General features: G+C 59.0%; 16 protein-coding genes. 12 read left to right on the forward strand and 4 right to left on the reverse strand.

The window, feature by feature from the left end:
• The first annotated feature begins 84 nt into the window (after nt 1–84).
• From leuS to guaA, 3 genes are read left to right on the forward strand one after another with little or no spacing between them, the layout of a single operon-like run.
• On the forward strand, nt 85–2,649 hold the full coding sequence (gene leuS / locus KFE13_RS16975; RefSeq protein WP_260704780.1) for a leucine--tRNA ligase: 2,565 nt from the start codon (nt 85–87) through the stop codon (nt 2,647–2,649).
• Nucleotides 2,649–3,611: a hypothetical protein gene (locus KFE13_RS16980; protein ID WP_260704781.1), complete on the forward strand. Its 963-nt coding sequence runs from the start codon at nt 2,649–2,651 to the stop codon at nt 3,609–3,611. Before leuS ends, KFE13_RS16980 begins: the two co-directional genes overlap by 1 nt.
• Before the next feature lie 21 nt (nt 3,612–3,632).
• A complete protein-coding gene (gene guaA, locus KFE13_RS16985) occupies nt 3,633–5,192 on the forward strand; it encodes a glutamine-hydrolyzing GMP synthase (protein WP_260704782.1) in 1,560 nt (519 codons plus the stop codon).
• Between the two features lie 22 nt (nt 5,193–5,214).
• On the opposite strand, the gene KFE13_RS16990 is transcribed toward guaA, so the two are convergent.
• Nucleotides 5,215–6,525 carry a hypothetical protein gene (locus KFE13_RS16990; RefSeq protein WP_260704783.1) on the reverse strand — a complete coding sequence of 437 codons (1,311 nt, stop codon included), beginning with the start codon at nt 6,523–6,525 and terminating at the stop codon, nt 5,215–5,217.
• A gap of 159 nt (nt 6,526–6,684) precedes the next feature.
• Between KFE13_RS16990 and KFE13_RS16995 the strand changes: the two genes are divergently transcribed.
• From KFE13_RS16995 to KFE13_RS17005, 3 genes are all read left to right on the forward strand, one after another.
• A complete protein-coding gene (locus KFE13_RS16995; RefSeq protein ID WP_260704784.1) occupies nt 6,685–7,110 on the forward strand; it encodes a hypothetical protein in 426 nt (141 codons plus the stop codon).
• 148 nt (nt 7,111–7,258) lie between these two features.
• Nucleotides 7,259–7,930 (forward strand): carbonic anhydrase, encoded by a 672-nt coding sequence (locus KFE13_RS17000; RefSeq protein WP_260704785.1) that lies wholly within the window; start codon nt 7,259–7,261, stop codon nt 7,928–7,930.
• Nucleotides 7,931–7,959: 29 nt separating this feature from the next.
• Nucleotides 7,960–9,546, forward strand: coding sequence for a SulP family inorganic anion transporter (locus KFE13_RS17005; RefSeq protein WP_260704786.1), 1,587 nt, complete (start codon nt 7,960–7,962; stop codon nt 9,544–9,546).
• Between the two features lie 203 nt (nt 9,547–9,749).
• Here the strand turns inward: KFE13_RS17005 and KFE13_RS17010 are convergent, their stop codons facing one another.
• Nucleotides 9,750–10,760 carry a tagatose 1,6-diphosphate aldolase gene (locus KFE13_RS17010; RefSeq protein ID WP_260704787.1) on the reverse strand — a complete coding sequence of 337 codons (1,011 nt, stop codon included), beginning with the start codon at nt 10,758–10,760 and terminating at the stop codon, nt 9,750–9,752.
• A 476-nt stretch (nt 10,761–11,236) separates the two neighbouring features.
• On the opposite strand from KFE13_RS17010, the gene KFE13_RS17015 reads away from it, so the two are divergent.
• Together KFE13_RS17015 and KFE13_RS17020 are read left to right on the forward strand one after the other, a co-directional pair.
• Nucleotides 11,237–12,526 carry an alkaline phosphatase family protein gene (locus KFE13_RS17015; RefSeq protein ID WP_260704788.1) on the forward strand — a complete coding sequence of 430 codons (1,290 nt, stop codon included), beginning with the start codon at nt 11,237–11,239 and terminating at the stop codon, nt 12,524–12,526.
• 149 nt (nt 12,527–12,675) lie between these two features.
• Complete coding sequence (locus KFE13_RS17020; protein WP_260704789.1) at nt 12,676–13,386, forward strand: hypothetical protein; 711 nt, start codon at nt 12,676–12,678, stop codon at nt 13,384–13,386.
• Between the two features lie 10 nt (nt 13,387–13,396).
• Here KFE13_RS17020 and lepB read toward each other — a convergent pair whose 3' ends face one another.
• Entirely contained in the window at nt 13,397–14,161 is a 765-nt protein-coding gene (gene lepB / locus KFE13_RS17025; RefSeq protein ID WP_260704790.1) for a signal peptidase I, read from the reverse strand.
• Between the two features lie 19 nt (nt 14,162–14,180).
• Complete coding sequence (gene rph, locus KFE13_RS17030; RefSeq protein ID WP_260704791.1) at nt 14,181–14,927, reverse strand: ribonuclease PH; 747 nt, start codon at nt 14,925–14,927, stop codon at nt 14,181–14,183.
• Between the two features lie 180 nt (nt 14,928–15,107).
• Here rph and rplA point away from each other — a divergent pair, with 180 nt between their 5' ends.
• The 4 genes from rplA (at nt 15,108) to rpoB (ending at nt 22,251) form a co-directional block, all read left to right on the forward strand.
• Nucleotides 15,108–15,818 (forward strand): 50S ribosomal protein L1, encoded by a 711-nt coding sequence (rplA, locus tag KFE13_RS17035; RefSeq protein WP_260704792.1) that lies wholly within the window; start codon nt 15,108–15,110, stop codon nt 15,816–15,818.
• Between the two features lie 87 nt (nt 15,819–15,905).
• Complete coding sequence (gene rplJ / locus KFE13_RS17040; RefSeq protein ID WP_260704793.1) at nt 15,906–16,592, forward strand: 50S ribosomal protein L10; 687 nt, start codon at nt 15,906–15,908, stop codon at nt 16,590–16,592.
• 135 nt (nt 16,593–16,727) lie between these two features.
• Complete coding sequence (gene rplL / locus KFE13_RS17045; RefSeq protein WP_260704794.1) at nt 16,728–17,105, forward strand: 50S ribosomal protein L7/L12; 378 nt, start codon at nt 16,728–16,730, stop codon at nt 17,103–17,105.
• Nucleotides 17,106–17,766: 661 nt separating this feature from the next.
• Nucleotides 17,767–22,251 carry a DNA-directed RNA polymerase subunit beta gene (rpoB, locus tag KFE13_RS17050; RefSeq protein ID WP_260704795.1) on the forward strand — a complete coding sequence of 1,495 codons (4,485 nt, stop codon included), beginning with the start codon at nt 17,767–17,769 and terminating at the stop codon, nt 22,249–22,251.
• The last annotated feature ends 111 nt before the right edge of the window (nt 22,252–22,362 follow it).

Here is a 22,362-nt window from a genome sequence, read left to right on the forward strand (position 1 = left end):
TGCTGCCTGGGCAGGATGATTGTAGTTGCTGATGGGAATGTGTGGCGGGCGAATCGATGCAGAGATTCTTTACAATGAAGAGATATGGCTGAATTTGCGAGAGATGAGAACGAGCGCCAGGGGCGTTATAACCCGGCGGAGATCGAACCGAAGTGGCAGGCGCGGTGGGACGCCGATCCGGCTCTTTATGCAGCCGAAGGACATGATTCGGGCAAGCCGAAGTATTACTGCCTGGAGATGCTGCCGTATCCGAGCGGGCAGCTGCATATGGGGCATGTGCGGAACTACTCGATCGGCGATGCGCTGGCCAGGCACATGTGGATGCGCGGGTACAACGTGCTGCACCCGATGGGATGGGACGCGTTTGGTTTGCCGGCTGAGAATGCAGCGCTGAAGAACAACACGCCTCCGCGCGAGTGGACGCTGAAGAATATTGCTGCGATGAAGTCGCAGATGCGGCGCATTGGCTTGAGCTATGACTGGTCGAACGAGGTGACGACCTGTCTGCCGGATTACTACCACTGGAACCAGTGGTTCTTCCTGAAGATGTACGAGAAGGGCTTGGCGTACCGGAAGAAGAGCAAGGTGAACTGGTGTCCTGATTGCCAGACGGTGCTTGCCAATGAGCAGGTGATCAATGGGCGCTGCTGGCGGCATGAGGATACGATCGTCGAGCTGCGCGATCTGACGCAGTGGTTTTTGAAGATTACGAAGTACGCCGATGAGCTGCTGGATGGGCTCGACAAGCTGGAAGGCTGGCCGGAGAAGGTGCGCACGATGCAACGCAACTGGATCGGTCGCAGCGAAGGCGCGCTGGTGGATTTTGCCGTCGACGGTGAGGTGAAGGCCGATTGCGGCAAGATCACAGTATTTACGACGCGTATCGATACGATTCTGGGTGCGACGTCGGTGCAGCTGGCTCCAGAGCATGCGGTGGCGAAGGCGTTTGCGGCTGAGGATGCGGAGTTGGCCGCGAAGGTCGAGGCTTTGCTGGCCGAGCAGCAGAAGGCGCGTGAGTCGGACGATTTGGGCAATATCGAAAAGCACGGAGTGAACACGGGGCGCTTTGCCGTGAATCCGTTCAACGGCAAGCGTGTGCCGATCTGGGTGGGAAATTACATCCTGGCCGATTACGGTACGGGCGCGATCATGAGCGTTCCGGCACACGATGAGCGCGACTACGAGTTTGCGATCAAGTATGGGTTGGAGATCAAGCGCGTCATTGCTCCGAAAGACGTGGCTCCGCAGGATGGCGGTGAGCCTGAGCTGCCGTATACGGCGGAAGAGGATGCGGTGCTGATCGATTCGGGTGAGTGGACGGGGTTGAACTGTGTTGAGGCACAGCAGAAGATGGCCGCGTTTGCGAAGACGAAGGGATTTGGCGAGCCGACGGTAACGTATCGACTGAAGGACTGGGGCGTGAGCCGTCAGCGTTACTGGGGCACGCCGATTCCGATGGTGTATTGCCAGAACGGACATGCGAATGTAGAACCGGGCGGTGTCGTTGCGTTGCCGGAGAGCGCATTGCCGGTATTGCTGCCGGAGAATGTGGAGATTACGCAGGAGGGCGGATCGCCTCTGGGTAAGCTGCCGGAATTCCTGAACACGACGTGCCCGGTGTGTGGTGGTCCTGCGAAGCGTGAGACGGACACGATGGATACGTTCGTCGATTCGAGCTGGTACTTCTACCGCTATACGGATGCGAAGGACGCATCGTTGCCGTTTGCGAGTGACAAGGCGAACTATTGGTTCCCGATCGATCAGTACATCGGCGGCGTGGAGCATGCAATTCTTCACCTCATCTATTCGCGCTTCTGGACGAAGGTTGCGCGCGACCTGGGCATGATCAAAAACGATGAGCCTGCAGAGCGGTTGTTTACGCAGGGCATGGTGATCAAGGACGGCGCAAAGATGTCGAAGTCGAAGGGCAATGTGGTTTCGCCCGACGACATGATTGCTCGTTATGGCGCCGATGCGACGCGTATGTATGCGCTGTTTGCGGCTCCACCGGACCGCGATCTGGAGTGGCAGGAGGAGGGCGTTGCCGGGATCAGCCGCTTCCTCGGACGCGTACATCGACTGGCAACGAAGTATGTCGGCCTTGTGCACAAAGGCCAGCAGCCGTTGCTGGAGAGCCGAACAGTCACTGACCAGAAGCTGCTGCGTAAGCTGCATCAGACGATTGCGAAGATCACGCAGGACTTTGGCGGGCGCTGGCACTTCAATACGTCGATCGCGGCGATCATGACGCTTATCAATGAGATCAGCGCGGCTGAACCGGCAATCGATGCGGGTGAGGTCTCACCTGCTGCAGTGGCGGAGATCTTCCGCAATCTGGTTCTTCTGCTCGCGCCGTTTGCGCCGTTCTTTGCGGCGGAGATGTGGGAGCAGATCGGTGGCGAAGGAGTCGTGTTCCGCGCACCGTGGCCCAAGGCTGACGAAGAGCTCGCACGTGAGGATGAGGTTGAGATCCCGGTGCAGGTGAACGGCAAGCTGGTGAACGTCGTGAAGGTTCCGGCTGGCAGCGATGATGGAACTGTGAAGGCCGCGGCGCTTGCGGATGAGAAGGTAAAGGCTCGCGTTGAAGGCAAGACGGTTGTGAAGGTGATCGTGGTGCCGAACAAGCTGGTCAACCTTGTGGTGAAGTAGTGGCGGCATCTTTTAATGACGGTAAGGGCACGATCGTCTCTGCGGGGGGCGGGGACGTTCGTGCGACGCAGTCGTTTGTCCGTGTGTTGTCGGAGTGCTGGAAGCGTCCGACGCTGACGGCGGTGGAGGTCCTGTGGCGGTGGCTGTATGGGATTCCAGCATTGCTGGTGCTGTGGCGTGCCGGAATGAGGATCGCTGCGGCGGCTCCGATGAGCATCAAGGCGCTGGAGTCGATGACGGTGACGCAGCCGATGAAGGTGGCGGAGACGATCGCGGAGGCGATGGCCGATCTGCTGCCTCCGATAGCGGCCGAAGCGGTGTGGCTTGGGCCGCTGCTGCTGGTGACGTGGGTGGTATGGTCTTCGCTTGGGCGGACGATGGTGCTTCGCAAGATGGACCCGGCTTTGCATGCGCGGCCCTGGACGCTGATGGTGCTGCAGGCGATCCGCATTGTCGCTTTGGCGGCGAGCTTTGTCGTGTGGTTTTTGTGTTTGCAGTGGGCTGCGAACATGACGGTGACCGGGCCGCTGTCGCACGGTGGTGAACCGAATCTGGTTGGGTACTTCGCGCTGGCGATCATCGCGACGCTGGTGTTGTTTGTGCTGTGGGCGGTGGTGAGCTGGGTCTTCAGCGTGGCTCCTCTGCTGGCGATGCTGCGTAATGTCGGCGTGGGGGCGAGCCTTGCGTCGGCGTTTCAGCTGGGTCCGCTGAAGAGCAAGCTGGTGGAAATCAATCTGGTGATGGGAATCGTCAAGATCGCGCTGATTGTGTTGGCGCTGGTCTTTTCATCGACGCCGCTGCCATTTGAGAGTGTGGCGACGCCGGAGTTTCTCTATACCTGGTGGGCCGGTGTGGCGGTGCTGTATCTGGTGGCATCGGACTTCTTCCACGTGGCCCGGCTGCTTGGCTACCTGAGGCTGTGGCGAGCCTACGAAACGCCTGAGAAGGAATCGCAGAATTGACGGGGCATTTACACTGGATGTGTGGACACCTCGACAATCGTTATCCTGGACTTTGGGTCGCAATATACGCAGCTCATCGCGCGGCGCATCCGCGAATTTAATGTCTTTTCGGTCGTGCTGCCGTGCACGACGCCGCTGGAAAAGATTCGTGAACTGAACCCTAAGGGATTGATCCTGTCAGGTGGGCCCAGCTCGGTCTATGACGCCGATGCTCCTGCGGCCGATCCGGCGTTGCTGAAGATGGAGCTGCCGGTGCTCGGTATCTGTTACGGGCTGCAGTTCATCACGCACCATCTCGGCGGCAAGGTGGAATCGGCTCCCGCGCGCGAGTATGGCCATGCGCAGGTGAGTGTGATTGCCGAGACGCCGCTCTTTCGCGGGCTGCCGCAGACACTGGATGTGTGGATGTCGCATGGCGATGAGGCGAAGATGCTGCCCGAGGGCTTCAGGCTGACGGCGCAGACGTCGAACGCCGTTGCAGGAATCGCCAACGAAGAGCGCAGGATGTGGGCAGTGCAGTTTCATCCCGAGGTCGCACACACGCGGCAGGGCATGGAGTTGCTGAAGAACTTCTGCATCGACATCTGTGGCGCGAAGCAGGACTGGACGCCGGAACATTTTATTCAGTCGACGGTGGAGCGGATTCGTAAACAGGTGGGTGATGGCCATGCGATCTGCGGTTTGAGCGGGGGGGTGGATTCGTCGGTTGCCGCGGTGCTTGTTGCCAAGGCGATTGGCGACAGACTGACGTGCATCTTCGTGAACAACGGCGTGCTGCGCAAGGATGAGTTTGCCAAGGTGCAGAAGACAATGCGCGAGGGCCTAGGCCTGAATGTCGTTGCCGTCGATGCGGGCGAACGTTTTCTGACGAAGCTGGCAGGCGTTACCGATCCCGAGAAGAAGCGCAAGATCATTGGCAATGAGTTCATTGCGGTGTTCGACGACGAGGCCGCGAAGATATTCCAGGCTGAGAAGAGCGCGGGGGAAGAGGTCGCGTGGCTGGTGCAGGGAACGCTGTATCCGGATGTGATCGAGTCGTCGAGTGTGCATGGCCCCTCACATACGATCAAGAGCCACCATAATGTGGGTGGTTTGCCGGAGAACATGAAGCTGAAGCTGATCGAGCCGCTGCGCGATCTGTTCAAGGATGAAGTGCGCAGGATCGGACGTGATCTCGGCATGCCGGATGAGATTCTGGAGCGCCAGCCGTTCCCAGGACCGGGGTTGGCGGTGCGTATTCTGGGCGAGGTGACGGCGGATCGCGTTGCTCTGTTGCAAGAGGCCGACGAGATCGTCGTTACGGAGATCAAGAAGGCGGGGCTCTATCGCAAGGTGTGGCAGAGCTTTGCCGTTCTGCTGCCGGTGAAGAGCGTGGGTGTGATGGGTGACCAGCGCACCTACGCGTTCACCTGCGCGATTCGTGCAGTAGAGAGCGAAGACGGCATGACAGCCGACTGGGCTCCACTGCCATATGAGGTATTGCGAACGATTTCGAGCCGTATTGTGAGCGAGGTGCGCGGCATCAATCGTGTGGTGTACGACATCACCTCGAAGCCGCCCGGAACGATTGAGTGGGAGTAGAAGTCCCTCTGATCGACTGACGCTATTTATTGTTGCTGCGAAGTACCGAAGCGTTGCGCGGCATGGCTTCAATGACGAGTCGCGTATCGCGTGCGAAGGTGACATCGTGCCCGTGTGCGATCCAGCGACGATAGAGCGATACGGCTGTACCGTAGGCGCCGATTCCAGCTGCAACATTGGGCGAGGTGCCGGACATCGCGATGATGCGTGCCGCGAGGCCGAATCCATTGGCGCCGACAAAATTTTTGCCAAGCTGTCCGTCGCGGTCCCGATCCAGAGGACGGGTTGCGAGCAAGGCGAGGAGCAGCGGCACGACAATCTTGTCCTGTGGCTTGGGCTTGACCTTGCCTTCGGAGTCCATTGCGAGATTGGCGGTCGAGGCAGTGTCTGCGCCGGTGAGTGCTGACTGTACGTTTTGCGTCTGGCCACCAGGCAGGACAATCTGGCGGAAGTCGAAGCCTAGCGTACCTGCACGTGCGAAGGAGCGCGCAGGCTTTGCCCGGGTGACGGCACCGATGAGAACGGCGCCTGCGGGAATCGCAAGTGTGTGGTCGGCGTTATAGATGGGTTCGGCGACGACAGCCTGGACGGGCTCACCCGTCTTTGCTGTTGCAGATGTGAGCTGGTCCCGCAGATAGGCCTGGATCATCCAGGCATCCTTGGTTGCGGGTGCTGGTGTTGTTGGGTCTGGTTTCGGCGCTGCATGAAGGACGGGGAAGGTGACTGGTTGCGTCGTCTCCACGGTCCATGCAGTACCCGATTCGATGCGCTCCGGATGGTAGGGAAGCTGATGATAGAAGAGCTGCAAAAGCCGGTCACCTTTTTCGGGCGCGGTGACGACGGCGATCTGGCCGTGCAGAATCTGCATGCCTGTATCCCACTGCTTGCGAATGAAGCCACCTTTGCGCGGCTCAGGAGCGGTGAGGCGCAGAATAGGGGCACCATTGGTTGCAGGGCCGGCTGTGAATGGGATCGAGGTGCCGTCGCTCAACATAATCTGAGTGAACTGAACGACAGGAATATGGAAGGGAGTGAAGTCCCCGTTCAGCCGTGCCTGCACACGCTGGGAGTGATTGGAGTTGAGCTGGATGACGGTACCGATGACAGCGGTCTTTTCAGGTAGAACAATCTCCTGGCCGATGTATACGGGATAGATCAGCTCGCCGCGGACTGTCTCTCCAATACGCATCGGAAGATGACCCACGATGCGAACAGGCAATGGGGTTCCTGCAGGGAGAGTCGCTGTCGGTGGATCACACCATGCAGCGCGGCCAGCAAGGAGGAGTAAAGGCAACAGAAATAGAAACTTGAACTGGCGCTGTGAGGAGGGCATTGAAGTCAAAGGTAGCGGCGATGGATTAAGCCGTGCTGAAGAGACGTAGCTGTCTACGGATCGTCACTGAAAATGTAAAAAGCGCACTTTTGCAGAAATATTTGATTCCTAGTGGTTGACAACTGCGTCTATATCGCTAGACTTCAGAATAGAATTGCCATGATGCGGCAGAAATCCATTTCGGACAGGTTGTTACTCGGCGCGATTTTCTTCGGGCTGAACCTGCTCTGCTTTTTTGGCGTCATGCACGGCCACCATGTGGTTCATCACACCCGTGTGAACTATTCGCATATCACAGCTCATGCGACGCGCAGAGCTGGATCGCGCAGTGGCCGCGACAGCGTAGCATTTGCTGTCGATGCAAACTTCGATCATTCGGCTGTCGATCATGCGCCGAAGGTGACGCTGTCGAAGGCGTCGCCTGCAGGGAAGACAATCTTTGCTCCGGTTGCAGTAGCAGCTGTTGCATTTGTGCTTCCTCGTCCTGAAGAGCGGACTGAACCGCTTGCTCAGGAAAACGTCATTGCTCTGGGTTCTGCTCCTCGTGCGCCCGGGCTTGGACGTGCCCCTCCTATCGCTGCTTAGTCCTCCATCGCAGAACTGCATTGTGCGTTCGGTATAGGTGCGTTTCAGCACCCATCGAATCGCAGGTTCTTCAACCAACAATGCGTGTATTCATGACGATTTTGCGCAGTGCCTGACCAGATTCGGGCCTGCAGCACGGAGAAATACTATGCAGCAGTTGATTGATGGCTACAGCCGTTTCCGTTCCAAGGTCTATCCGCAGCACTCCAAACTCTTCGAAAAACTTGCCAAAGGCCAGCAGCCGCAGGCTCTGTTCATCACCTGCGCAGACTCGCGTGTGATGCCCGAGATGATGATGCAGTGCGAGCCTGGTGTGCTGTTTTCGTGCCGCAATGCGGGCAACCTGATTCCTCCTCCGAGCGAAGTTGGCAGCGGTGTGCCGGCGACGATCGAGTATGCGATCCGCGTTCTGAAGATTCGTGACATTGTGGTTTGCGGTCACTCGGATTGCGGCGCTATGAAGGGCATTCTGAAGATAGATGAGCTGGAGTCGCTGCCGGTGGTTCGGGGCTGGCTGGAGCATGCGGGCCCATCGGCGCGCTGGCTGACGAAGATGCTGAAGAAGACGACCACGATGTCCTTTGAGGAGACGCTGGAGGCGGTGACCGAAGCCAACATCATCGTCCAGATGCAGAACCTGAGGATGCATCCGTCGGTGGATGAGGCGATCCGGCAGGGAGCGTTACATCTGCATGGATGGATGTACGACATCGGCAGCGGTGCGATCCGGCAGTTCGATCCTGAGACGGGAGCCTTCACCCCCTTGATTGCAGACGGCCGCACGGAAACGCACAGCGAGCCTGCGAAGAAGATCGCCTAACCACAGATCGCCAGCAAAGGAGAGCGACCGTGAACACTACAGTGGACATCATTACACCCAAGCATCAAGCAAACTCCGCAGGCGGCCCGCCGGGCGCATCGACGGGCTCGGCGAAGGCGGGAGCGTGGATGCGCGACCTCTCCGCTTCTCTCGTTGTCTTTCTGGTGGCGTTGCCGCTGTGCATGGGCATTGCACTGGCTTCAGGCATGCCTCCCGCCGCTGGCCTGGTGACGGGCATTATCGGTGGTCTCGTCGTTGGATTTCTTGCGGGGCAACCGCTGCAGGTTTCGGGACCTGCAGCGGGACTCGCCGTTATCGTCTTTCAGATGGTGCGTGAGCACGGCGTCGGCGCGCTTGGGCCGATTCTGATGCTGGCCGGTGCTGTTCAGCTTGTAGCCGGATTGCTGAAGACGGGCCGTTGGTTCCGGGCGATTTCGCCTGAGGTGATTCACGGCATGCTTGCCGGCATCGGCGTGCTGATTGTGATCCAGCAGTTCCATGTCGTTCTGGATCGTGCACCGGAACACAGTGGACCGGCAAACATCAAGGCGATGTGGGGCGCGATCTTTGGCGGACTGTTTCCGCTGAATGGCAGCAAGGAAGAGGCAGCCGCGCTGGTCGGTATTACGACGATCGCCGTCATGCTGCTGTGGGAGCGATTCCGTCCGGCGAAGCTGAAGCTGGTTCCGGGCGCGCTGCTGGGCATTACGGCTGCGACGACGATGGCACAGGTGCTGGGGCTGCATGTAAACCGCGTAAAGGTTCCAGCGAATCTGACGCAGATGATTTCGTTTCCCAGTCTGGATGCACTGCATGGGCTCAAGCTTTCCACAATTGTGGGCACCGCGCTTGCACTTGCATTTATCGCCAGCGCAGAGACGCTGCTTTCTGCCGCTGCCGTCGATCAGATGCAGACGCGCTCGAAGACGAACTACGACCGCGAGCTCGCGGCGCAGGGTATTGGCAATATTTTGTGCGGCCTGGTTGGATCGCTGCCGATGACAGGCGTGATTGTTCGCAGCTCTGCAAACGTACAGGCCGGGGCGGAGACACGGCGCTCGGCGATTCTGCACGGGGCGTGGATGTTGGTTTCCGTCGTGCTGCTTGGATCGATGCTGCGCTTGATTCCAACGGCGAGCCTGGCTGCGGTGCTGGTGCTGGTCGGTATCAAGTTAGTGAAGCCGGCAGAGATAAAAAAACTGGGCCGCTTCGGTGTGGTTCCGGTACTGATCTACTTCGCTTCGATGATCACGATTGTTGCTACGGACCTGTTGACTGGCGTACTGGTCGGCGTTGGATTGTCGCTGATGCGCCTGCTGTACACCGTCACGCACCTTGAGGCACGCGTCGTTGAAGAGGAGAACAACACCCATATTCATCTGAACGGGGTGGGCACATTCCTGGCGATTCCGCGGATTGCACAGGCGCTCGACAAAGTTGGCCCGGGCAAGGATGTGCACATCCACTGCGCGAATCTGCGCTACATCGATCATGCCTGCATCGAGGTGATCGAAGGCTGGACGGAGCAGAGAGAGCAGAATGGACAGCTTGTCCATGTCGAGATCGAGAAGCTGCATTTGCGGTATCGCGCACGGGTGAGCGAGTCCGTGAGCTAAACAAGATTGGTTTTTCGCAGGAGCGGGGCTGCAATCCCGTCGGCCCCGCTCTCTTTTTTCAAGTTCTTACGATGTTGTCCGAGAGCAGTACAGACGATGTAAATGCAGTAGATCAGTAGAAAAAGAGAGCGGCGAACTCATTCGTGGGTTCGCCGCTCTTATTCGTGGGTTCGCCGCTCTTAATTGATATTTCTGTTTTCGTTTTAGCCAAGCTCAGCGAGGCTCTTGGCACCGAATTTGAGGTACCAGGGGCTGGCGGCCTTGAGAGCATTATTGACGTTCTCGATGTTCTGCACCCCGGTGGTCTCGAGCCACTCGTGGAAGGCTTTTGCACCCTGCTTGGCGTAGATCGGGATGCCATCCTTCCAGGTGGCGCGGCCGCAGAGGACGCCGTTGAACTTGGTACCGGATTCGGCGGCGAGCTCGAGAGTTTCAATAAAGACCGGGTTGGAGACGCCAGCCGAGAGGTAGATAAAGGGCTTGTGGGTCATGGTTTCGGCGTCGCGGAAGTGTTGCAGCGCCTCAGCGCGTGTATAGGCACGCTCGCCCTTGAAGGCTTTGGTGCCCTCGACGAAGGCCATTTCGACGGGAACCTCAACCTTGAGGACGTCGACGTTGTAGCGCTCTTTGCCGAACTCGGCCATGGAACCAGAGACGACCTCGGGCTTCTTCTTGGCGTATTCGAGCGACTTCTCATCGCCGCCCTCGGCGTCGTAACCGACGGTTTCGAGGAAGAAGGGAATGTCGTGGGCGAGGCACTCGTCGCCGATACGCTCAACCCAGGCATGCTTGTGATTGTTGATGGAGCTCTTCTCGTAGGGGGTGTAGTAGAGAAGAATCTTGATGCAGTCGGCCCCGGCTTCCTTGAGGCGGCGAACGCTCCAGAGATCGAGCAGGTCGGGCAGACGGCCAGGGGTGGCAGCGTCGTATCCGGTCTTCTCATAGGCGAGCAGGAGACCAGCCTTGTTGCGTTCCTTGGAGGCGGGCAGGCCATATTCGGGATCGAGGAGGATGGCGGAAGCATGCTTTGTAAGCACTTCGGTGACGTTGATCTTGAACTGCTCGAGGTCGGCGGCGTTGGCCGCGGCGCCGCGCTCTTTGGCAAGGGATTTCTGGAGGGAGCCGCGCTGGTCCATGGCAGCGGCGGCGATAACGCCGCGCGAGTCGGATACGGCCTTGAGTCCTGCAAGTTTACCGGGGGTCAGCTTCGGCATTGCTGTGTATCTCCTGAAGTTTAGATATGGGGGTTCATTTTACACAGTGCGTTGAGGAGCTTGCGTTACAGGTGAGGGAAGCTGGGGAGCCACCGATATTGTTTTTGTGCAAACTATTCTTTTGTAAAGAGTTATTTGGACGGTTACCTTGTCGGTCTCGTTCTGTTACCGAACCTGATGGAAGCGCCTCGCTTTCTCTATCCCTCTTTAAGAATAGCGGATGAGCGGGAATGAATCGGCAAATGTAAGTTACTGGTCCTAAAAAACTTGACGTGCATCGGGGCTTGACAGGATTTCTGTGGAAATCTGGCCCGGATTTGTGTCGGTGAGAACGTCCTGGGACAGACTGTCGATCGCAAAGATTTCATGAAATTGGAGTTGATCTGTAACTGGATGGCAATACGGACTGCATAGGTTCTCCTCTGACGAGAGGAGCGGATGGAGAATGTGCTCTCTCGCACTAGGAGAACATTTATATGACGGGAAAGAATGTTGCGGTATGTTTGCTGGCTGCGTCCCTGGCCGGTTCCATGAACGCGCAGGAGGGCAGCGCGGCCAAGAGTATTCCTCACCTGGATCACGTCTTCGTGATCATGATGGAGAACCACGGGTATGGGCAGATTGTGAACAACCCGAATGCTCCGTTTATCAACGCCTATATGAAGTCGGCGAACACGGCGACCAACTACTTCGCCATTGCACATCCGAGCCTGACGAACTATCTGGAGGTCGTGGGCGGATCGAACTTCGGCGTCCACACCGACAACTATCCTGACTGGCACAACAAGAACTGCACGACGAACCTGGCGTCCGGCATCCCAGCGACGGACAACCCGGCCAGTCCGATCATCTGCCCGATCGAGGGCACGGGCACAGACGCCGCCACTCCGGCGATCGACTACACAAACGAGACACAGGGCCCTCCAGGAACGATCAACATCGACGGCAAGCAGAGCATTCCAGCGGACAAGAACATCACCGGCAAGACGATCGCCGACCAGCTGGCGGCGTACGGCATGCGCTGGAAGAGCTATCAGGAGAGCCAGCCCGAGAATCCGGATACGGTCAACATCAGCGACGGCTTCTATACGAACAACACGGACTTCAGCAAGGTGCTTCCGGCGCAGACCCCTGCGCTCTCGCAGAGCGACATCGTGGCGCTGTATGCGGTGAAGCACAATCCTTTTCTTTATTTCAGAAGCGTGCAGGAGGGATGGGATCCGCTGAACTCGATGAAGAACTCGGTAGGCTTCGATGGGCCTCGCGGGTTGTTTGCGGACCTGGCTTCGGGACATGTTCCGGAGTACTCGTTTGTCGTGCCGAACCAGTGCAACGACCAGCATGGCCGCGGCAATGCCGGCGCCTTCTGCAACTATGACCCGAATGACAACGGAACGCAGGCGGGACTGAACCCGGCGCTGATCTATCGCGGCGACGTGACGGTGAAGCGGCTGGTGAATGCGATCCATAAGTCGCCGGTATGGCATGAGGGCCGCACCGCCATTGTGGTGGTGTGGGATGAGAACGACTATGCGACGGTTCCGGAGACTAACCAGGTACTGCTGATCGTGGACACGAACTACGGTGTACGCGGTGTGCAGAGCTCGAAGCGGTACGATCACTTCGCGTTGCTGAAGACGATTGAGGCGGGTCTGGGGCTTCCGTGCCTGAACCATGCCTGCGACAGCAACGAGCAGGTGATGTCGGACCTGTTTGCGCGGGGCGGTGGCCGTGGTGATGGTGACGGCGATTGGGACGACCAGTAAGAAGCTTATCGAACGCTTATCAACGAGAGATGCCGCATGGGAAAGCCCCATGCGGCATCTTTATTTTTGCGTGGCGGACTGGAAAGAGGGCTGTAGCTATCGTGCTCTCTGGGGCATCCTATGGATGGGTGCCTGGAGGGAAGTTGCGGATGATGGCTCGGAGAGTTCTTCTGTTTTTTCTTGCGCTGCCGATGATGACAGTAGCCCAGACTGCAGCTCCGCAGCGTCCGGTCCCGCCAGCGTTGCCGCAGACGACATCGTTGACGGTAACGGGGCACGTGGGGCAGGCAACGGTGATTCGTCGCAATGGGCGATCGTATGTGGATGTCGAGGCGCTGGCCCGGGTGACGGGCGGGACGCTGGGGTTTGAAGGGAGCCGTGTTGTGCTGACACTGCCTGCTCCTGCTGCGCCAGCTCCGGTCGTGGTGCAGCAGGTGGCGCCTCAGACAAAGCCTGAGGAGAAGGGATTCACGCGGGAGTTTCTGCGGGCAGGGGTGGAGCAGCTCTCGGTGGTGCGGGAGTGGCGTAGCGCGCTGGAGAATGCGATTCGTACGAACAATCCAGTCGACGAGAGCTGGGTGAGGGAGTATCGCAGGACGGCGACCGACAAGCTGGCGATGGCCTCGGCTACGGCGACAACGGAGTCAGACAGGCAGGCGCTGCCCCTACTGCAGAATGCGGCTTCGATGGTGAATCAGCTGAGCGACCGGTTCCTCGCGCTACGCACGACCGCGACGTATGTGTCCCCGGACTCACTGGATCATGACGCGCTGGACCAGAAGATTCTGACGTGCGCCCAGGGGATGGCGGCGCAGGCGATTCCAGGTGGGCTGTTTGAGGATGTAGCCGCCTGCCACTAATCAGTTGTGACTACTGAATTCTCTTGAGTGTGCGATCCCAGCGGGTTTCGTCGAAGAAATGGAGAAACTCGTGAAGAGCAAAGCTGGTTTTGTCGGCAGTTGATGTCTTATATTGCTGCTCTTCTGACATCCTAAAGGACCAGTACACGAAGAGCGGCCGGCCGATAAGGTTGGCGCGTGGGACGAGGCCCCAGTAACGACTATCGAAGCTGTTGGTGCGGTTGTCTCCCATCATGAAGTAGTAACCGGGAGGAACGATGAGGTCTTCGCCCTGGATGTGAGTGGGAAGGTCGACGGACCATGTTGCGAGTACGTCGCGTCCCTCGTTGGCAGGAAGAGCGGGGAAGTCGTCGTTATAGGGATCGTAGTTGGTTGCGTTGGGCATGGCGGCGTAGGGCTCGTGTAACGCAACGCCGTTGCGGTAGACAACACCATGACGGAGGTGGATGCGGTCGCCGGGAATGCCTATGACCCGCTTGATGAGAATGTCATGGTCGCCCTGAGCGTTGGGTGCGGGACGAAAGAAGACGACGGGCTCGTCGCGCTTGAGGTCGCTGTAAGGGATGAAGTTCGGCAGAGAAGAAGAGGGCGAGAGGGAGACCCGTTCGACAACGACATGGTCACCTACCAGCAGGGTGCTGGCCATGGAAGCTGACGGAATGACGAAGTTCTGGAAGAGAAAGCTCATGACAAAGAGCCCGACGGCGAGGGTGGAACAGAGGGAAGCTAGTTCGTGAATGCTGGAGCCTTGCTTGTCTTTGCCGTGTTTGGTCATGGGGTGGCTTCCTGGTGGGTTAGAGTGCGGCGAGGATGGCGGATTGCTGCGCGGCGAGCAGCTGGTGGATTCCTTTTTCAGCATAGTCGAGCATCTCGTTGAGCTGGGCGCGTGAGTAGAAGTCCTTCTCGGCGGTGGCCTGGGTTTCGACGAGGCCTCCGTTGGCGAGCATGACGACGTTCATGTCGACGGTGGCGCGTGAGTCCTCTTCGTAGCAGAGGTCGAGCAGGACGTTGCCGTCGACGATACCGACGGAGGTGGCGGCGACCATCTGGCGCAGGGGTGAGGCCTTGAGGGTTCCGGCGGCGACGAGTTTCTGAAGCGCGATGGCGAGCGCGACGGCGGCTCCTGAGATGGCGGCGGTACGGGTTCCACCGTCGGCCTGGAGGACGTCGCAGTCGAGGATGACGGTGCGCTCACCGAGGGCCTTCATGTCGACGACGGAGCGGAGGCTGCGGCCGATGAGGCGCTGGATCTCGTGAGTGCGTCCGCCGATCTTGCCACGCTCGGCCTCGCGGGGGGTGCGGGTAAGGGTGGCGCGGGGGAGCATGCCGTATTCGGCGGTGACCCAGCCGCGGCCGGAGTTGCGGAGCCAGGCGGGGACGCCCTGCTCGACGGAGGCGTTGCAGAGGACGCGAGTGTTGCCGGTCTCGATGAGGACGGAGCCTTCGGCCATGGCAACGAAGCCGGGGGTGATGCGGACGGGGCGGAGGGAATCGGCGGGGCGGGAGTCCGGACGGAAGACGGGCGATGGTGCGTCGGGCATTCGGAGATTATAGAGGGGTTCAGGCTTGCATATCGGAGAAAGGTTGCTAATGTAGTAGGTTTTATTTGCAAAATTTGGGACAATTCGGCATACTTAGAAGAGTGTCTCGACTTGCCGTCGAGACCAGTCGATTACCACGCCCCGGGGATGTGATCCGAGTGGGGTGGGAGATGAGGAAAGATGGCTAGGAAGATTTCAAAGAATCTGGCGAAGGCGCGTGCGCTCGTTGAGCCCCGTTCTTACGTTCTGGCGGATGCGGTTCCGCTTCTGCAAAAAGCAAAGTACGCAAAGTTTGATGAGACGGTCGACCTGACGCTGCGTCTGGGTGTCGATCCCAAGCATGCTGACCAGATGGTTCGTGGCACGGTGGTTCTGCCACACGGTCTGGGTAAGACGAAGATCGTGGCTGTGATTGCTTCGGGTGACAAGGTGAAGGATGCACAGGCCGCGGGTGCTGAGTTCTTCGGTGGCGAAGAGCTGGTTGAGAAGATTCAGAAAGAGAACTGGACGGCATTCGATGCGCTGATCGCGACTCCCGACATGATGAAGTCGGTTGGCCGTCTGGGTAAGGTTCTCGGCCCGAAGGGTCTGATGCCCAACCCGAAGACTGGTACGGTGACCACGGATGTGGCCTCGGCGGTGAAAGAGATCAAGGCCGGTAAGGTTGAGTTTCGTACCGACAAGACGGCTCTGGTTCACGTTCCGGTAGGCAAGCTTTCGTTCGATCCGCAGAAGCTGATCGACAACGCGACGACCGTCATCACCAGCGTGGTGAAGGCGAAGCCTGCGGCGGCGAAGGGCAAGTACATCAAGGGCGTGACGCTGAGCTCGACGATGGGCCCCGGAATTCAGCTGGACTACGCGGCGGCTGAGGCTGCCGGCAAGGCGTAAACGCGCCGGTTCGGGTTTTGCCGCCTGATGCGCGGCGCACAAATTTCAGCTGGCGTTTGAGGGCCAGCAGTGAAGGCTAGGAATTTTATGGCACTGTCCAGATCACAGAAGTCGGATAAGGTAAAGAAGCTCGCGGCAGAGCTGGAGACCTCGACCTCGGCTATTATCGGTACGTTTACCGGGCTGACGGCGTCGAAGGACTTCGACCTGCGCAAGACGGTTCGTGCTGCCGGTGGCAGCTATCACGTGGTGAAGAACAAGCTGGCGGCGAAGTCGGCTGAGGGAACGAAGATCGAGGCGGCTCTGAAGGGCCTGAAGGGTGTGAACTCGGTTGCGTACACCTCGGGCGATCCGGTAGCGCTGGCCAAGGCTCTCTCGAGCTGGGTCAAGGAGAACTCGGAGTTCACCTTCAAGCTGGGAATCGTAGACGGCGAAGTCCTGACGGTTCAACAGATTGGTGAGCTGGCAACGATGCCGGGCAAGGAAGAGATCTTTGCCAAGCTGCTGTTCCTTATCAATGCTCCTGCGCAGCGGTTGGCGACGGTGATCAATGCGACCGGACGCGATCTGGCTGTGGTGATCAACCAGGGCGTGGAGAAGGGCAAGTTCACGGGTGCGGCTCCGGCGGCGAAGGCCGAGGCGGCAGCTCCTGTGGCTGAGGCTCATGCAGAGGAATCTGCGGCTGGCGAGCAGCCTTCGGGCGCAGCGCAGCCGGAGAATGCGACGGCATCGCAGGCTGGCGAAGCGGCAGACGCGGCGCCTGCTGAGGGGTAAGGTTTCGTTCAGTTCTCTTGAGGGTGCGCTTGTCTGGGCGCAACGGAAACCCTGAAGGGGCTGGACAACCGGAGCGGAACAAGGCTTCGGGCGAGGTAATCGGCAGTACAAGTTCAGAAGTAATTGGAGATAAACATGGCAGACATTCAGCAGTTGGAAGATCAGATTGTTAGCCTGAGCCTGCTCGAGGCTTCGGCTCTGGTGAAGAAGCTTGAGGAGCGCCTTGGCGTTTCGGCTGCAGCTGCAGCCGTTGCGGTCGCTCCGGCGGCAGGCGGCGGCGCAGCTGCTCCTGCAGCAGAAGAGAAGACCGAGTTCACCGTCATCCTGAAGGATGCAGGCGCGAACAAGATCAACACCATCAAGGCTGTACGCGAAGTCACCGCTCTTGGTCTGAAGGAAGCCAAGGACTTGGTGGACGGCGCTCCCAAGCCTTTGAAGGAGAATGTCTCGAAGGACGACGCGGCTGCGATCGCGAAGAAGTTCGAGGGCATTGCTACCGTCGAGATCAAGTAGTTTTTCTGGTAGTTGCACTTCCGGGCGGAACGAGGTATTCTTTATTGCTAGAGAAGATTCGTTCCGCCTCGTTGTGCTACACGGGCGAACAAAAGATTCGGGTAAATCGCAAAATATCGTGCATTCGGTGGTACTCCGGTCCATCCCCTAAAGAAGAAAGGGGTTAGGGGGCCGGCCATTATGCGTATCTAGCGGCGGATGCGTATAGTGCAACAGGTTTCAGGCAGACAGCAGCGAATTTGGGGCAAGGCGAGCCTCAAAATGGCGGCGGACATTCATCTCATTACGATCGAAATAGTGCACAAGTCGACCTTTGCGCTCGTGGGGCAAGCTGTCCCTATGAGCGCTTTGCCGTGTTTTCAAGCACTTCGACCCCTTGAGGGCGGGCCACAAACGGCCGGTACGCGTTCCTTATAGCAGATTCCGCCGGCAGCAGGCGAATGCATGCTGTGAAAAGTTTGAAGAATTATCGCCCAGATCGGGCGGGGCAGGACCAAAAGATTTTGCGCACGGGTGGCCGCAGTCGAGGGTGGCCGGACCCGAAGAAGCTTGAGGCGCAGGGAAATAACCAGGAGGGCCTGGACCGGGCTCTCCCCTTCGCGGAGACGGTTGCAACCGGCTTCGGGGAGGACCTCGAAGGTTCAGTTTTCAGGGAGAGAGCATGTCTGGTCAGAACAACAGCGAAATGCGCGCGATCCGCAGCCGTCTAGATTTTTCCAAGATTCCAACCGCAATCGAGATTCCCAATCTTATCGAGGTGCAGCGTCGCAGCTACGAGCGCTTCCTGCAGATGGACAAGCTGCCGCAGGAGCGTGAGGACAACGGCCTGCAGTCTGTGTTTACGTCGGTCTTCCCGATCACCGATTTCCGCAATGTATCGGAGCTCGAGTTTGTCGATTACTCCATCGGCAACTGGGAGTGCAAGTGCGGCTACCTCAAGGGGCTGAACCACCTGCGCACGGCCTGCACGCACTGCGGCCACATGGTGATCACCGACCCGTTCCATCCGGGCGACGTACTTTGCAACTTCTGCGGAACCTACAACAAGAACACTCCTGACTTCTGCACCAAGTGCGGCGACCCCGTGGGTCTGCAGCTGAAGTACGACCAGGCTGAGTGCGAAGAGCGCGGCATGACCTACTCGGCTCCGCTGAAGGTGACCATCCGCCTGAAGATCTACGACAAGGACCCGGAGACGGGTGTGAAGACCCTGCGCGATATGAAGGAGCAGGAAGTCTTCTTCGGCGATATTCCGCTGATGTCAGCCAACGGCACTTTCATCGTGAACGGTACGGAGCGCGTCATCGTTTCGCAGCTGCACCGTTCGCCCGGCGTCTTCTTCGAGACGGCGAACAACCGTACCTACTTCCTCGGCAAGATCATTCCGTACCGCGGCAGCTGGGTGGAGTTCGAGTACGACCAGAAGAACACGCTGTATGTTCGCATCGACCGCAAGCGTAAGTTCCTGGGCACGATCTTTCTGCGTGCTCTTGGCCTGCGCACGGACGAGGAGATTCTGAAGACCTTCTACACGGTCGACACGATCAACGTGAAGGACGGCAAGCTGAGCTGGAAGGTCGCGCCCGAGGGCACGCCGACCAACCTGCAGGGCACGCGTCCGGCTGGCGCGATCACGGTGAAGGGCGAGGAGATTGCTCCGGCGACGCGTAAGATTTCGGCGCACTCGATGAAGGGTCTGCGCTCGCACAAGATCGAAGCGGTCGAGGTGGAAACCTCGGAGTTTGATGGTGCGATGACGGCCGCTGATGTGGTCGATCTGACGACCGGCGAGCTGCTTTACGAAGCGAACCAGGAGCTGACTGCCGACAAGCTGCACAAGATTCTGCAGTCGGGCGTGAGCAGCTTCGAGGTCTTCTTCCCGGAGCGCGATGACGTGGGCAACATCATCACGAACACGCTGCGCCGTGACTCGGTGCGCAAGCCCGAAGAGGCTCTGATCGAGATCTACCGCAAGCTGCGTCCGGGTGACCCGCCAACCCTGGACACGGCCACGGCTCTGTTTGAGGGCATGTTCTTCGATCCGCGCAAGTATGACTTCTCGCGCGTGGGCCGTCTGAAGTTCAACATCAAGCTGTATGAGAACGCAGAGGCCACAGCGCTCGATCGTCGCACGCTGACCCCGGAGGATTTTTACGGCACGATCAAGTACCTGCTGAAGCTGCGTAAGAACATCGGCGTGGTCGACGACATCGATCACCTTGGCAACCGTCGCGTCCGTGCGGTGGGCGAGCTGATGGAGAACCAGTTCCGCATCGGCCTGGTTCGCATGGAGCGCGCGATCAAGGAAAAGATGAGCGTGTATCAGGAGATGTCGACGGCGATGCCGCACGACCTGATCAACGCGAAGCCGGTGATGGCTGCGATCCGCGAGTTCTTCGGATCGTCGCAGTTGTCGCAGTTCATGGATCAGACGAATCCTCTGTCGGAGATCACACACAAGCGCCGTTTGTCGGCCCTTGGGCCTGGTGGTCTGTCGCGTGAGCGAGCGGGCTTCGAAGTCCGCGACGTGCACCCGACACACTACGGCCGTATCTGCCCGATCGAGACGCCGGAAGGTCCGAACATCGGTCTGATCTCGTCGCTGAGCTGCTTTGCGCGCATCAACGAGTACGGCTTCATCGAATCGCCGTACCGCCGCGTCAAGGAAGGCAAGGTTCTCGACTACGTGCAGGTGTCCAACGCGGGTGAGAGCGGCCTGCGCCAGGGCGACTACCTTGAGATCAACGAGGCGAAGAAGATCAACGACCAGCTGAAGAAGGACAAGAAGCGCACGATGGATGTCACTCCATTCAGCTTCTACCTGTCGGCATGGGAAGAGGATCGTCACACGATCGCACAGGCGAACGTGGAGCTCGATGAGAAGGGGAACATCGTTCAGGACATTGTCGATGCTCGCCGTCAGGGCAACTTCGTGCTGGTAAATAAGGCTGAAGTTGACTATGTCGACGTTTCGCCGAAGCAGCTGGTTTCAGTTGCCGCTTCGCTGGTACCGTTCCTCGAGCACGACGATGCGAACCGCGCTCTGATGGGTGCGAACATGCAGCGTCAGTCGGTGCCCCTGCTGGTTTCCGAGGCTCCGTTTGTCGGAACCGGTATGGAAGGCGTCACGGCGCGCGACTCCGGTGCTGTCATTCTGGCCAAGCGTAACGGCATCGTGGATTCGGTCGACTCCGAGCGCATCATCGTGCGCGTCGAAGGCGAGCACCATCCGACACAGCTGTCGCGTGAGGTTGGTTCGGACATCTACCAGCTGACGAAGTTCAAGCGCTCGAACCAGAACACCTGCATCAACCAGAAGCCGGTGGTCCGCAAGGGCGACCGCGTGCTGAAGGGGCAGGTGATCGCGGACGGTCCGTGCACGGAGCAGGGCGAGCTTGGCCTTGGCCGTAACGTGCTGGTGGCCTTCATGCCGTGGCGTGGTTACAACTTCGAGGACGCGATCCTGATCTCGGAGAAACTGGTCCGCGAGGACTACTACACCTCGATCCACATCGAGGAGTTCGAGATTGAGGCGCGCGACACGAAGCTGGGACCGGAAGAGATCACGCGCGATATTCCGAACGTGTCGGAGCACGCGCTGCGTGATCTCGACGAGTCGGGCATCATCCGCATCGGCGCGAAGATCGGCCACAACGACATCCTCGTCGGCAAGGTAACGCCGAAGGGCGAGACGCAGCTCACTCCCGAAGAGAAGCTGCTGCGCGCCATCTTCGGTGAGAAGGCCGGCGACGTACGTGACGCTTCGCTGACCTGCCCTCCCGGAATCGAGGGAACGGTGGTCGACGTTCGCATCTTCTCCCGCAAGGGACAGGAGAAGGACGAGCGCGCCAAGCAGATCGAACAGGAGCAGATCGAGAAGCTCGAGCGCAACCTCGCCGATGAGATTCGTATTCTTACGGACGAGCGGTTGAAGCGTCTTGAGGCGATTCTTGGCGGCAAGGAAGTCCAGGCTGACCTGCATGACGAGCGCACGAACAAGAAGCTGCTCTCGAAGGGCGAGATTCTGAACCGCGATACGATCGAGTTGATTTCGACGCGTAACCTGAAGCGTATTCGCTACGCCGACAAGGACCCGCGCGTCAACGAGCAGATCGACGAGATCGAGGAGATGACCTCGCGCCAGATCGACGTACTGCGCAAGATCACCAACGAGAAGATCAACAAGATGGGCAAGGGCGATGAGCTTGCGCCTGGCGTGATCAAGATGGTGAAGGTCTATGTTGCGATGAAGCGTAAGCTTTCGGTCGGCGACAAGATGGCCGGACGCCACGGTAACAAGGGTGTTATCGCTCGCATTCTGCCTGAGGAGGATATGCCGTACCTCCCGGATGGAACGCCGGTCGAGATCGTCCTGAATCCGCTGGGCGTGCCTTCGCGTATGAACGTCGGACAGATTCTCGAGACGCACCTGGGCTGGGCCGCTCATGAGCTGGGTCAGCAGGTGGCCGAGGCTGCTGCGAAGATGCAGTCGGCGAACGAAGTCCGCGAGCTCTTCAAGGCGCGCTTCGCTGGCACGGCTGCTCTGAATCAGCTGCTGAAGCTGGATGACGAGCAGACGTTGCGTGTTGCCGCCGGCATGAAGCGCGGTATCTGGTTCGGCACGGCGGTCTTCGACGGCGCGCGCGAGAACGAGATCAAGGCGCTGCTGGCATCGGCGGGCCTGCCCACGTCGGGCAAGTCGACGCTGATCGACGGCATGACAGGCGATGCGTTTGAGCAGCCGGCTACGGTTGGCTACATCTACATGCTGAAGCTGTCGCATCTTGTGGACGACAAGATCCACGCTCGTTCGATCGGACCGTACTCGTTGATCACCCAGCAGCCGCTTGGTGGTAAGGCGCAGTTCGGCGGACAGCGCTTCGGTGAGATGGAAGTCTGGGCGCTTGAGGCCTACGGTGCGGCTTACATCCTGCAGGAGCTGCTCACTGCCAAGTCTGACGACGTTTATGGCCGTACGAAGATCTACGAGGCCATCGTCAAGGGCGAAGCTGCGATTGAGCCCGGCGTGCCGGAGTCGTTCAACGTGCTGATCCGCGAGCTTCAGTCACTCTGCCTGGACGTTGAACTGGTCAAGCAGGCCGATCAGAAGAAACAGCCGCTGCCCGCAGTTGCAGCAGCCGATTAACGAAACCAAAGGGACTCCGGGAGGGCAACTTCCCGGAGCGCTGCTCACCCTCAATTGAGCGGCACGACAACTGAAATTGAGCAACAGCACCAGAAGTGCGGCAACGCGATA

The sequence above is a fragment of the Edaphobacter flagellatus genome (assembly GCF_025264665.1).
Lineage (GTDB): Bacteria > Acidobacteriota > Terriglobia > Terriglobales > Acidobacteriaceae > Edaphobacter > Edaphobacter flagellatus.

What these genes read in the sequence shown, in the direction of transcription:
- rplL (WP_260704794.1), top strand. Translation starts at nt 16,728, where the DNA reads ATGGCAGACATTCAGCAGTTGGAAGATCAGATTGTTAGCCTGAGCCTG.
- KFE13_RS17010 (WP_260704787.1), bottom strand. Translation starts at nt 10,760, where the DNA reads ATGCCGAAGCTGACCCCCGGTAAACTTGCAGGACTCAAGGCCGTATCC.
- KFE13_RS17000 (WP_260704785.1), top strand. Translation starts at nt 7,259, where the DNA reads ATGCAGCAGTTGATTGATGGCTACAGCCGTTTCCGTTCCAAGGTCTAT.
- KFE13_RS17015 (WP_260704788.1), top strand. Translation starts at nt 11,237, where the DNA reads ATGACGGGAAAGAATGTTGCGGTATGTTTGCTGGCTGCGTCCCTGGCC.
- KFE13_RS16995 (WP_260704784.1), top strand. Translation starts at nt 6,685, where the DNA reads ATGATGCGGCAGAAATCCATTTCGGACAGGTTGTTACTCGGCGCGATT.
- KFE13_RS16990 (WP_260704783.1), bottom strand. Translation starts at nt 6,525, where the DNA reads ATGCCCTCCTCACAGCGCCAGTTCAAGTTTCTATTTCTGTTGCCTTTA.
- rph (WP_260704791.1), bottom strand. Translation starts at nt 14,927, where the DNA reads ATGCCCGACGCACCATCGCCCGTCTTCCGTCCGGACTCCCGCCCCGCC.
- rplA (WP_260704792.1), top strand. Translation starts at nt 15,108, where the DNA reads ATGGCTAGGAAGATTTCAAAGAATCTGGCGAAGGCGCGTGCGCTCGTT.
- KFE13_RS17020 (WP_260704789.1), top strand. Translation starts at nt 12,676, where the DNA reads ATGATGGCTCGGAGAGTTCTTCTGTTTTTTCTTGCGCTGCCGATGATG.
- lepB (WP_260704790.1), bottom strand. Translation starts at nt 14,161, where the DNA reads ATGACCAAACACGGCAAAGACAAGCAAGGCTCCAGCATTCACGAACTA.
- rplJ (WP_260704793.1), top strand. Translation starts at nt 15,906, where the DNA reads ATGGCACTGTCCAGATCACAGAAGTCGGATAAGGTAAAGAAGCTCGCG.
- leuS (WP_260704780.1), top strand. Translation starts at nt 85, where the DNA reads ATGGCTGAATTTGCGAGAGATGAGAACGAGCGCCAGGGGCGTTATAAC.
- rpoB (WP_260704795.1), top strand. Translation starts at nt 17,767, where the DNA reads ATGTCTGGTCAGAACAACAGCGAAATGCGCGCGATCCGCAGCCGTCTA.